The following is a 12,414-nucleotide window of genomic DNA, read 5'->3' as shown; positions in this document are numbered from 1 at the left end:
GGGAGCAATGCTTATTCCACATAAAAAGCCCGCTCAATTAAGAACGGGCTTGATTTCATATTAACCTTCTAATAATAGGTCATATGGATCTTCAATCATTTGTTTCACTCGATCTAGGAATTGCACTGCTTCACGGCCATCGATGATTCTGTGGTCATAAGACAATGCGATGTACATCATCGGACGAACTTCGATTGAATCATCAGGCATTACTTTAGGGCGTTTTTCGATCTTATGCATTCCTAAGATACCTACTTGAGGAGTGTTTAGGATTGGTGTTGAAAGTAATGAACCGAAAATACCACCGTTAGTAATCGTGAATGATCCGCCTTGAAGGTCGTTTAAGCCTAATTTACCCTCGCGTGCTTTCTTAGCTAGGTTACCGATTTCTTCTTCGATACCAGCGAACGTTAGACGATCTGCATCGCGTACGACTGGCACTACTAGACCTTCTTCTGTTGAAACAGCTACACCAATGTCATAGAACTGCTTCTTCACGATTTCATCGCCTTGGATCTCAGCGTTCACTAATGGGAATTCTTTAAGTGCGCCAACAACCGCTTTTGTAAAGAATGACATGAAACCAAGTTTAACACCATGTTTTTCTTGGAATGAATCTTTACGTTCAGAACGAACTTTCATCATTTCTGTCATATCAACTTCATTGAACGTTGTTAACATTGCCGCTGTATGCTGTGCTTCTACTAAACGCTTAGCAATTGTTTGACGACGGCGTGACATTTTTTCACGAACTACCGGTTTGTCAAATTCAGTTTTCTCAGCTGATTTTTCTTCTTTCTTAGAAGACTTCTTGCCTGAGTCTGATTTAGCTTTAGCAGCCGCTTCTACATCTTCTTTAGAAATACGTCCTACTGGATCTTTAGGCTTAATCTCGCTTAGGTCGATTCCTAATTCACGCGCACGTTTACGTGTTGCAGGTGATGCTACAGGTTGATCAGCTTTGTTGTCGCTTTCGCCTTCTTCGTCAGTTTGAGGTGATTCTTCTTTAGCCTCAGACTTTTCTTCTTTCTTAGGCTCTTCTTTTTTCTCTTCTTTTTGTTCAGCGTCACTTGAGTCACCTGAATCATCAGATCCAGCTGCTTCGCCACTTTCATCTACTTTAGCGATCACATCTCCAACTTCAACGTCGTCGCCTTCTTCTACTAAAATTTCAGCAATGACACCAGAGAAATCTGAGTTAACTTCTACGTTAACTTTATCTGTTTCTAGTTCTACTACTGGGTCACCTTTTTCCACTTTGTCACCTTTTGAAACAAGCCACTCAGCGACCGTACCTTCTGTAATCGATTCGGCTAATTCAGGAACAACAATTTCCTTCACTTTTAATTTCCTCCTTTAATCGAGCGTTAATGCTTCATTGATAATACGATTTTGTTCTGACTTATGAATGTTCGGACTACCAACTGCTGGTGAAGAACGATAAGGGCGTCCTACATACTCAAGCTTCTGCTTAACTTTCTTGATGGACTGGATACGTTCCTTAACGAAATCCCAACTACCCATGTTCTTCGGTTCTTCTTGCACCCAAACAATCTCTTCTACATTTTTATATTTCTTCAATATTTTTTGTAGCTCTTTTTCAGGGAAAGGATAAATTTGCTCTAAACGAACAATATGAATTTCATCATTCGGGTCTTTATCCTCAAGTTCTTCTTCAATATCAACCATAATCTTACCACTACCGATTACAAGTCGCTTAACGCTTTCTTCTTTTTCACCTGTACCATCTTGTTCTAAGATAGTTTGGAATTTACCGTCAGCTAACTTGTCAGCTTCAACCGCTACACGTTGGTTACGGATTAGACTTTTAGGTGTCATAAGTACTAATGGTCTAGCCGCTTCTGTTCCAACAATCGCTGCTTGACGGCGTAATAAGTGGAAGTATTGTGCTGCAGTTGTTACATTGGCAACTGTCCAGTTATTTTCTGCAGATAGTTGTAAGAAACGCTCAAGACGTGCACTAGAGTGCTCTGGCCCTTGGCCTTCATAACCGTGAGGAAGAAGCATCACCATACTTGCAATTTGTCCCCACTTCGCACGACCAGCCGCAATAAACTGATCAAAAATGACTTGAGCTGCGTTTGCGAAGTCACCGTACTGTGCTTCCCAAACAACTAATGTATCATCAGATTGAACACTATAACCATATTCAAATCCTAATACACCCGCTTCAGATAATGGGCTATTGTAAATACTAAATGATGAATTAACATCTTCTAACCCGTGGAATGGGCTGTATTTTTCCTGTGTATTAACATCATTTAATACAGCGTGACGGTGAGCAAACGTACCACGTTCAGAATCCTGTCCTGTCATACGAATTGGTGTACCATCTTTTAGAATGGACGCAAATGCTAACGCCTCACCTAATGCCCAGTCAATCTTCTCACCATCATCGAATGCTTTACCACGTCGCTTCAAGATTTTTTCAAGCTTCTTAAAAACTTCGAAACCTTCTGGACGCTTAAGCATATCTTCGTTTAGTTTTTGTAAAGCATCTAATTCTACTGCTGTTTCTATTTTATCTAATCCATTAACAACTTCCTTAGGTAAATCAGGAACAGAAGGATCCTTAAATTCACTTTCTTTCATGTTGTCATAGATTTCTCTTAATTTCTTCTTAACGTCTTCTTTAAATGTTTTAGATTCTTCCTCGCTTAAGACGTTTTCTTCAACCAGACGATTTGCATAGACTTCATAAGCAGTCGGATGGTTATCAATATCTTTATATAACTTAGGTTGAGTACCTCTTGGTTCATCCATTTCGTTATGTCCGTATCTTCTATAACCGACTAAGTCAATTAACACGTCTTTGTTAAATTTCTTACGATACTGATAAGATAATTCAACTGCTGTTAAGCAAGCAATCGGATCATCTGCATTCACATGAATAACTGGAATTTCAAACCCCTTGGCTAAATCACTTGCATACTTAGTTGAACGACCGTCCTGATGGTTAGTTGTAAACCCAACTAGGTTATTTGCGATAATATGGATTGATCCACCAGTTTCGTATCCTTTTAACTGAGATAAGTTTAATGTCTCAGCAACTACACCTTCACCAATGAAAGCCGCATCCCCATGGATTTGGATATTGAAGGCTTTATTGACATCATTTTTAGCATAACCACTCTCATCACGCTTATCTTGAACAGCGCGTGTATACCCACCAACTACTGGGTTCACGAATTCAAGGTGTGAAGGGTTATGTGCTAATGTAATTCTAGTTTTACTCTCATTGTCATCAACATACTCACGATTAGCACCAAAGTGATACTTTACATCACCTGTCCAACCGTAGTTAATGCCTGTTGAACCTTCAGACGGTACTAATGTTTTATCAGGTGCATGAGCAAACTCAGAGAAAATCATTTCATAAGGTTTACCCAGTACATGAGCTAAAACGTTTAAACGACCACGGTGAGCCATGCCCATCATAATATGGTCAACATCGTCATTATGAGCGTTCATAACCATACGATCTAACATAGGCACCATGACATCTAAACCTTCTATTGAGAAACGTTTCTGTGCTACGAACGTTTTGGCTAAGAATTGTTCAAAGCCCTCCACATCACCTAAACGCTTAAGAATTTGTTTCTTCTCTTCATTATTTACTGAAACATCAAAAGCGCCAGTTTCTACTTTGTTGTAGAGCCACTCGCGTTCATCATCGTCAGGAATATGATTGAATTCGTATGAAATCGTCCCTGAATATCTCTTTTTTAAATGTTGTACTAAATCCCATGCATTTCGCACATTGTTTGGTACTTCAGAAGTTAAAAGCTTCGCATCAAGCTGCTTTAAATCACTTTCTGAAAGCCCGTATTTTTTAGGATCAACTAAAGGTGAATAACGTTCATCCTGCTTTCCAACTGGAAAGATATCCGCTTCTAAATGCCCATGTCTGCGGATTGCATCGACTAACTTCATTGCAGATGTTAATTTCTGCAAGTCAGCTGTTGATGTCGTTGACTGACTAGCTGATGATTCACCAGTTGTTTTAGACACCCAAGTAGGTGCACCATGTTCGTCAAACATATGACGCAGTGTTTCATCAACTGCATCAGGGTCATCTAAGTATAGATCATACTGCTCTTCTACATAGCCCATATTCGGACCATGAAAAGCATCCCAAACATTGTCATTAGACCCTTTGATTGCCACTGTTTACTACCCCCATCAGTTTTCGAAATAAGTAACATTTGCTACTTGTTTTATTAACAGTTTCTCAAATCATTTCTATCAAGCCGTTACCCTTTTTAAAGTATTCGTAAACAACTTGAAAAAAATAACTTAAAAAACATCATAATCATCACAATTAGTATATATGAAAATTTTCTAATAGAAAAGGTAAACACAACAAAAATTGTCGGATTAAAGCACAAAATTAAAAATAACTTGCGATATGATTCTCTAATACTCTTAATAAATGCTTTTTCAAATGATTATTGACTGTGTAACCAAAAGTTTGAATTGTTGGTACAAGTGACTGGCTAACCCATTGTTCAAGTCGTTCTTGTTTACTCGCTATATACCAATCGATAACAAAGTACTTACCTTCATTTGGTAAATCATTAAAAGTAATCTGAGTCATATTAATTGATAAATCCTTTATAGTTGACTGTAATTCTAGCTGGTTAAAATCATCGATTCCCAGTGCTCTATGTATCAATTGCTGCTCATCTTCGTAAGAATGCATGAAATCATTTAACTCATTAGTCTCTGTCTTCTCTATTATGGTTCGAATGAGTTTAAGCCATTCATAATCATAATACTTAGTTGCTAATTGAATGTGATATAAATATAACTTCTTATGTTCTTGTGCAATCCGATAATCGTGTTCCATAACCCTCTTCAATTCATCTAGTAAATCATTTGCATAAATATGTTTCAAGTTTTTTGCACAAATAACCGATAAAACTTGAAATGCATACCTTGGGTCAAGTCCTGACATTGATTCTTTTTGTTGGCCTTCACTATTAAACTCCTCCAACATTTCTAACCTAGTAAAGCCGTCTTTTGGTTTGTTCATTCTCGTTAAAATTAAAGCAGCTGCCAATGTTTCAAGAGCTCTAAATCCTAAACGTTTAAGATCTTTTTTCTGTAATTTTTGCTTGTAGATGCTGACTTCTTGTTTAATTGATAATGTATAACCGACTTTAATAAATACCATACGATTTAATAATGGAGATTGCTCGTTTTTTATCATTTGTTGTAGCTCGGCTTCATTTGTATGTCCGATGACGACCTCATCTGCTGAAATTAATGACTGACGAGAGATCTTATATTGCTTTTCTTCAGCCAATGATAAAAATGGATACAACATTTTCTGGTCACTTTTAAATACTTCTTGAAGCTCTAACAACCCCCGATTAGCTGCTTGAAACTCACCATCATATCTATATGCACGTGGATCTGCCGGTGACCCATATTTGGTAATATTAGCATAATCAATTGAACCTATTAAATCTGATGTATCCTGTGTGAATGAATCGGCTGGAAAGAAGGTCCCTATGCCTTGTCGGTCTATTTCGGATATTAAAAATCGTTCAACAGGAATGTCACGCCAATCTTGCCATTCGTGTTTTAAACGATATAAATTGTAGGGAGAAAGCTTACCAGATATATAAACAGGTAGCTTTTGTCGTTCTTCGTCAGGCAGCGCTAACAATGGGTCCTCTTGCATTGGACAGCCACCGATTTTGTAAACGGCGCCTTCTTCTGTTTTTGAAAAGTTTTCTATCGCTTTTTTCATAAAACGAACGATACTTGACTTACCACTTCCAGGTGGACCGACTAAAATTAGCATTCGCTTTTGAATATCATAACCTTGACTAGCGGGTAATAAATATAAGGCATTTATTTTCTGGATTAGTCTTGAATCCACATCTTTTGGTACCTGATTATTTTTAATAGCATATTGAACGGCTTCATATAATAACTCATGAGCCGACTTTGGGCGAAAGATACCTTCTTTTATATATTCGACATACTGATCTAGCGACAAGTTGTGCTCAATCATTGCGAACACCTCCTGTCTAATATGTATTCATCACAATATGAGACTTTGATTTAATTTTATTTGAACAGATTATGACAATAGTTCACATTGAATAATTTTTTGGTTATAATAACAAGTAATGATGTTGAATAGAGGTGGATCTTCATGAAACTAGCAGTTATTTTAGGAGTTTGTATTACATTCTTAATTTCGATCTTTACAGCTGGTTACGATGCAAAACCAGGACAACCTAAAAAGTAATTAAGAAAAGCGCAAGCGTCCGTTTCACCACGCAGTGGTTGGGCGTCTTGCGCTAGACATGACTACATTTTAGACAAAAATGTTATTAATAAAGGAGCTTGGACGAATCCAAGCTCCTTTTTCTATTTAAAACCTACTAACATTATTACGTGAAAAAGCGTCAGATGATTCGCCAAAGCGACCCTTCCTTGTGCCAATCCAGAAAGAATTCCAATAAAAAGGTCACTCATAAGTTGAGTAACCATTAATCTAAATTAGGAAATCCTTGTTGTCTTAATGCTTCATACACGATAATAGCTGCTGTGTTCGACAGGTTTAAGGATCTAACCTTATCCGTCATATGAATTCTTAGACAACGGTCTTCTTTTCCTTCAAGTTTTGACTTTGGAATCCCGTCAGTTTCACGACCAAACACGAAGAAAATATCTTCCTCAGGATTACTATAATCGTAATCCGTATAATATTTGGTCCCGAAGTTTTCTATATAATAGAAACTTGCTTCTGGATATTTTTCATATAATTCCTCTAATGAATCATGATAAATAATATTAACATCATGCCAGTAATCAAGTCCTGCACGGCGTAACATTTTATCCTCAGTTGAAAATCCTAATGGACGGATTAAATGCAACGTTGAATCTGTTGCTAGAGCAGTTCTTGCAATGTTCCCGGTATTAGCTGGTATTTCTGGCTGATATAATACGACATGTATTCCCATGTTGACACCTCTTCAATTCGTTTCTAACCGAGATGTATTATAGCATATCTTAACTCGTTTGGTGTAACCAATGTTTTGAATCTGTTTCAAGATGTAGTAAAAAACGCTTGTGATCTAGTCCACTAGCATACCCTGTCAACGAACCATCACTTCCAATCACTCTGTGACACGGAACAGCAATTGATATTGGATTTTTGTTAATTGCTCCTCCAACTGCTCTGATCGCCTTAACATTCCCAATTGATTCTGCAATATTTTTATAAGTCCACTGCTCTCCGTATGGAATCCCTATTAGAGCATGCCATACTTGTTGTTGGAAATCAGTACCTAATAATTCGTACTCAAACGTAAACTTATTTAAGTCACCTTTAAAATATCGGTGAAATTCTTCTTTTACATTTGAAAAAGCGTCTTCTTGATATTTTGGCTCATCAACTTGGTTCTTCTTTCTCCATTTTTCTAACCACTCATCACGAGCTTCAAAGGTTCCTATCTTGACAAAATAGACCTTATTGTTGTGTCCACCGATAATAATATTGCCTACTGGAGAATCAAAATTTGATAATGTTAAAGGCCTCATAACTACACCTACACCCTTTCAGTTAAGAATTCTAATCCTTTATCCATTTCAAAAAGCACATCTTCATCCTGTTCTTTGGCTTTCGCTTTTTCAATCATATCACGAGCATCATGACGTCCAATTTTTCCAATTGCCCAAGCTGCAGTTCCACGAATTACTGGACGTGGGTCTTTATGCATGAGCTCTTCCAACGTTTCGATCGCGGTTTCCTCTTTATAATGAGCCAACGCGACAATCGCGTTACGTTGGATCGGTTTTTTGCCACGCCATGATCCTGACATGTATCCAAACTTTTCTTTAAACTCGCGATTAGAAATTTTCAATAATGGAATAAGCTTCGGCTTTGCCAATTCTGGATCTGGCTCCATTTCTGGGTGTAAGTGATAATCAACGCCTTTGTTTTTCGGACAGACAATCTGGCAGGTGTCACAGCCGTATATACGATTACCTAGTTTTTCACGAAACTCATCTGGTAAAAACCCTTTTGTTAATGTTTGATATGCGACACAACGCTGGGCATTAAGCTGCCCACCTTGAACTATAGCACCAGTCGGACAAGCATCAACACATTTGTTACAGTCGCCGCATCCTTCTTCTAAAGGCTCGTCTGGCTCAAACGGAATGTTCGTAATCAGCTCACCAAGATAAACCCAAGAACCGTATTCTTCTGTAATCAGATTACAGTTTTTACCGACGAATCCAACACCAGCACGTTCCGCTACAGCTCGGTCAGACAGTTCTCCAGTGTCTACCATCGCTTTATAAGCGACACCATCCATCTTTTCTTGCAAAAATTCTCCTAGTAAATTAAGTTTCTCTCTTAAAACATCATGGTAGTCTTTTCCCCAAGATGCTCTAGCAAAAATACCTCTGCGCTCACCTTTTCGGCTTTTCGGTGCATCTTTCATACGTGATGGATAAGCAAGCGCAATGGAAATGATTGATTGCGCCTTAGGCATTAACTGAGTCGGGGTCGTGCGCTCCTCGATAGAACCTTTTTCAAAACCCGATTGGAACTTCAACGACTGCTGAACGATTAAACGCTGCTTTAACGTATCGAATGTATCTGTCGTCGTGAAGCCAATTTTTTGAATGCCAATTTCCTGACTATATTCGATTAGTTCTTTTTTTAATTCTTCGATGTTCATGCACGACCCTCCTTTCTTTATTAAAACTTTTTCACGTGCACCTTCATAAATTTTAATCTATTTTTATTTGTCTCAAACGATTAATTGCTGCGGCAACCTCAAATCGGCGAGGCATTGCTAAATCGCCTGGATGTTGTTCTTGATCTTTTTGAGTAAAACTTAAGCCTTTTCCCTTAATCTCTTTTTCGAAATGATCAAGCCACTCTGTTAAGGTCAAGTTTTCTCTAAATGGTGCGTGCATCGCCATATATTTTAACATATTTGCGACCATTCTTGTTTGGGAATCATCGACAATTTGTTCAACTAATGATAGGTCAATTGCATCGCGTCCTACCATAACGGTATGGCGTCCTTTTGCTTGGACTTTAGCTTTTTTGCCTAGCTTCGATTTAATAGACTGAGTAATGACGGTTCGGTCTGTCCATGTTCCAAAACTTCTTGAAGCGTTCGGCCATTCGACTGGATGTTGCTCAGCGATTTGTCTAGCACGGTCCGTGGCATTCACTGGCACATAACGATCCATCATGATGACGTTGTCAGCAATATCGAAGTAGTCTCCGGAACCACCCATCACTAAAACGGTTGAGACGTCTAATTCATCTCTCAATTGTTTCACTTTCTGAACAAATGGCGTAATTGGTTCTTTATCCTTGGCCACCAATTGCTGCATCCGTTCATCACGAATCATAAAATTTGTCGCACTCGTATCTTCATCAATTAATAACGTAGACGCACCAGCTTCTAATGCCTCCATAACATTTGCGGCTTGAGATGTACTACCACTCGCATTTTCTGTTGTAAATGTACTTGTTTCAGAACCGTTCGGTAGGTTATTAATAAATGGTGAGATATTTACTTTACTAATGCTCCGGCCATCCTCAGCGCGAACTTTTACCGAATGAGGATCTGTCAGAACATATTCACGTCCATCACCTGCAATATGTTCATACACTCCTAGTTCAAGTGCTTCTAATAAGGTACTTTTACCATGGAATCCGCCACCTACAATTAACGTAATCCCCTTATGAATCGCCATCCCCGAAATAGGTTCATCGCGATGTGGGATACTGAACGTAACTTCATTTTCGTTCGGGCTCTGAAATGGAACTGCGCCTTCTAAAGGTTTCGTGCTAATACCACTTTTTCTTGGTAAAACAGATCCGTTTGCGATAAACGCAATCCAGCCCTCTTCTTTCATCTTCTGACGAATGGCATCATGCTGATCGGCTAAATGCAAGGCACTAGTCAGTTCAGTTTGTTTTAAGTCAAAAATGGAATGCTGCAAAATCGACGGAAGTGCTTTAAAAAACAACTTGTCCGCTTCTTTCCCATTAATTCTACGACCATTTGCTGGAAGTCCTACCGACATACAAATCGTTACAGCTTCATCAGTCAACTGTACAGCAGAACGTTTTAGAATAGCCTGATCCGGTCCATCGATTGCCATCATTCCGCTTTTCCCGCTACCTTTCACTAGTGTATTCTCTTTGAAAACTGCACGTTGAACGCGTCTAGCCATGTGATCTTCTATATATGTTTGACGTCGCTCTGTTTCTAACCACTCGGAATCAATCGTTTGATACTTCTTTGGGATGACCAGACGAATTTTTGAAGGAGCAGCAAACGGATCACCTTGTACATAATCAATGTGTAAATTGAAGTTTGAAAAATAATATTGACCCTGAATACTCTTGTAAGCTTTATAGCTTTTACCATCAACTTGTTTTAATTTTTGTTGTAAAAATTTCATCTACGATCCCTCCATCATTTTCTCATCCATTTGTTCAATTTTATTTATAATGTTCTTTCTCCATATAATTGGTGCGATGATTAAAATGACATAAACAATAATCACAAACGTGACTGTCCAACGATTTCCAACTACCAAACTAGCACCCAAGAAATTGTAAATCAAGGTACCAGGAATAATTCCGATCATCGTAGCTTTAAGAAAATGTCTGAACTTAACTTTTGATAAACCACAACCATAACTGATTAAATCAAAATTAACAATTGGTAGAAACCTCAACATTAAAATGTAGAAAAATCCCTTTTTCTCAAAATTTCGCTTCAATTCAAGAACTTTTTCATTCTTTAATTTTTTAAAAGCATCCTCTCCTACAAAACGCGCAACATAAAAGGCTAATACAGCTCCGGCAGTTGCACCTGTAAAGGCAAGAAGAGACCCCCACCAAGCTCCGAAAGCTAATCCTCCTACAATGGAAAATACGGATGCTGGAAATAAGACTAATGGCCTTAGCATAAACAATAATAAATAGAACGCTGGCGCAAACCAACCTGCCATATATATAAAGGTCCGAATATCCTCAGGAGATATATGCCATAACCTTTGATGAAAAGCATATAAAATTAAAATGAATGCAAATATAATGAGTCCTTTAATTACCGTTTTTAAGTGCATCTTGTTACTCCTTTTGAATACGTTTATATCTCAATATATTCCCTGACTAAGCTTTATTTAATCAATTTGTAACTTTAAACCATTTGAACCGACTATATAATCAAATAGATCTAGGGGGGCAATTTTAATGAAAAAATGGGTGGTATTGTTTAGTCTTTTTTTACTGATAGGGTTATACGCATGTAGTAACGACGCTGGCACGGAAGGTTCTGAAGACCAAGCTGATTATGAGATGGCTGAAGAGAAAGAAGGATTTGCACAAGCGAATAACAGTCAAAGTCGCGAACAATCAACGGAAGAATCAGCAGATGAAGAAGTCGCAACAGATGATGATGCTAATCTAGGTGAGTCCCAGCAGATGGTTATTTACACAGGTCATTTAGATGTAAGAGTTAATAGTTTTGATAATATGACAGAACGAGTCAAAGAACAGCTTAACGAAATGAACGGCTATATTGTTGAATCATCTGAACATACCCGTGGCGAAGATGAACTCCGGTCTGGTTATATGGTCGTACGAGTGCCACAGGAACATTTTGATTCATTTATGACAGGTTTAGAAACTGAAGACACTAAAATCGTAAGCCGTGACCAACAAAGTCAAGATGTCACAGAAGAATACGTTGATTTAGAATCAAGGCTTAAAGCAAAAGAAGCTGTAGAAGATCGACTACTGCAATTTATGGAAGGTGCTGAAAAAACGGAAGACTTACTTAAAATATCCGATGACCTTTCTAAAGTTCAAGAAGAAATTGAAAAAATCAAAGGTCGGATGAACTACATTGAAAACCACGTTTCTTACTCGACTGTCCATATCAATATAGAAGAACGCAATGTGAAAGTACCTGATGTTCAATCTAAAGATGATCTCAACACGTTTGCTAAAGCACAAAAGCTATTTATGGATACAATTAACTTTTTACTAACCATTGCATCGAATATTCTAGTACTAATTGTAGGGTTGTCACCAGTACTTATTCCATTATTACTTGTTGGTGGTTTTGTTCTTTTAAAAATGAGACGTAAAAAACAAGATTAATCATGCAAGCTCTCTTAGAATAAGGTGTACCAGCTAATTGGGAGCCAGGTATGCAAGGCATTCAGAGAAACTTCAATGATATTGGTAGATATTAATAAAGTAGGGAAACTACTTTCGTAGCTTCCCCCTTATCAAACCGTACGTGCCCTATTAAGGCATACGGCTTACCCTTATGTTCACAATGTATCAAGGTGATGCGTTCCAGGCATTTTGCATCTTTT

At 38.0% G+C, this 12,414-nt stretch carries 9 protein-coding genes; 1 reads left to right on the top strand and 8 read right to left on the bottom strand.

Annotated features, from left to right (window positions below; translation table 11 throughout):
• Window positions 1-60 precede the first annotated feature (60 nt).
• The 8 genes from odhB to ACTWQB_RS13620 form a co-directional block, all read right to left on the bottom strand.
• A complete protein-coding gene (odhB, locus tag ACTWQB_RS13655) occupies window positions 61-1,341 on the bottom strand; it encodes a 2-oxoglutarate dehydrogenase complex dihydrolipoyllysine-residue succinyltransferase (RefSeq protein WP_443139754.1) in 1,281 nt (426 codons plus the stop codon).
• 15 nt (window positions 1,342-1,356) lie between these two features.
• Entirely contained in the window at window positions 1,357-4,188 is a 2,832-nt protein-coding gene (locus tag ACTWQB_RS13650) for a 2-oxoglutarate dehydrogenase E1 component (protein ID WP_443139753.1), read from the bottom strand.
• A 223-nt stretch (window positions 4,189-4,411) separates the two neighbouring features.
• Window positions 4,412-6,046, bottom strand: coding sequence for a hypothetical protein (locus ACTWQB_RS13645; RefSeq protein WP_443139752.1), 1,635 nt, complete (start codon window positions 6,044-6,046; stop codon window positions 4,412-4,414).
• A 484-nt stretch (window positions 6,047-6,530) separates the two neighbouring features.
• Entirely contained in the window at window positions 6,531-7,004 is a 474-nt protein-coding gene (trmL, locus tag ACTWQB_RS13640; RefSeq protein WP_443139751.1) for a tRNA (uridine(34)/cytosine(34)/5-carboxymethylaminomethyluridine(34)-2'-O)-methyltransferase TrmL, read from the bottom strand.
• A gap of 49 nt (window positions 7,005-7,053) precedes the next feature.
• Window positions 7,054-7,584, bottom strand: coding sequence for a methylated-DNA--[protein]-cysteine S-methyltransferase (locus ACTWQB_RS13635; RefSeq protein ID WP_443139750.1), 531 nt, complete (start codon window positions 7,582-7,584; stop codon window positions 7,054-7,056).
• Between the two features lie 8 nt (window positions 7,585-7,592).
• On the bottom strand, window positions 7,593-8,732 hold the full coding sequence (queG, locus tag ACTWQB_RS13630) for a tRNA epoxyqueuosine(34) reductase QueG (RefSeq protein ID WP_443139749.1): 1,140 nt from the start codon (window positions 8,730-8,732) through the stop codon (window positions 7,593-7,595).
• Window positions 8,733-8,784: 52 nt separating this feature from the next.
• Window positions 8,785-10,482 carry an ABC-ATPase domain-containing protein gene (locus tag ACTWQB_RS13625; protein WP_443139748.1) on the bottom strand — a complete coding sequence of 566 codons (1,698 nt, stop codon included), beginning with the start codon at window positions 10,480-10,482 and terminating at the stop codon, window positions 8,785-8,787.
• Complete coding sequence (locus ACTWQB_RS13620; protein ID WP_443139747.1) at window positions 10,483-11,154, bottom strand: TVP38/TMEM64 family protein; 672 nt, start codon at window positions 11,152-11,154, stop codon at window positions 10,483-10,485. It lies immediately after the preceding gene.
• Between the two features lie 127 nt (window positions 11,155-11,281).
• On the opposite strand from ACTWQB_RS13620, the gene ACTWQB_RS13615 reads away from it, so the two are divergent.
• On the top strand, window positions 11,282-12,193 hold the full coding sequence (locus ACTWQB_RS13615) for a DUF4349 domain-containing protein (RefSeq protein ID WP_443139746.1): 912 nt from the start codon (window positions 11,282-11,284) through the stop codon (window positions 12,191-12,193).
• The last annotated feature ends 221 nt before the right edge of the window (window positions 12,194-12,414 follow it).

The organism is Piscibacillus sp. B03 (assembly GCF_052246295.1).
Taxonomy (GTDB): Bacteria; Bacillota; Bacilli; order Bacillales; family Alkalibacillaceae; genus Piscibacillus.
This window is presented reverse-complemented; position numbering and strand designations above follow the sequence as displayed.

Coding starts and splice junctions, on each gene's coding strand:
- ACTWQB_RS13645 (WP_443139752.1), bottom strand. CDS start 6,046: ATGATTGAGCACAACTTGTCGCTAGATCAGTATGTCGAATATATAAAA.
- trmL (WP_443139751.1), bottom strand. CDS start 7,004: ATGGGAATACATGTCGTATTATATCAGCCAGAAATACCAGCTAATACC.
- ACTWQB_RS13635 (WP_443139750.1), bottom strand. CDS start 7,584: ATGAGGCCTTTAACATTATCAAATTTTGATTCTCCAGTAGGCAATATT.
- queG (WP_443139749.1), bottom strand. CDS start 8,732: ATGAACATCGAAGAATTAAAAAAAGAACTAATCGAATATAGTCAGGAA.
- ACTWQB_RS13625 (WP_443139748.1), bottom strand. CDS start 10,482: ATGAAATTTTTACAACAAAAATTAAAACAAGTTGATGGTAAAAGCTAT.
- ACTWQB_RS13620 (WP_443139747.1), bottom strand. CDS start 11,154: ATGCACTTAAAAACGGTAATTAAAGGACTCATTATATTTGCATTCATT.
- ACTWQB_RS13615 (WP_443139746.1), top strand. CDS start 11,282: ATGAAAAAATGGGTGGTATTGTTTAGTCTTTTTTTACTGATAGGGTTA.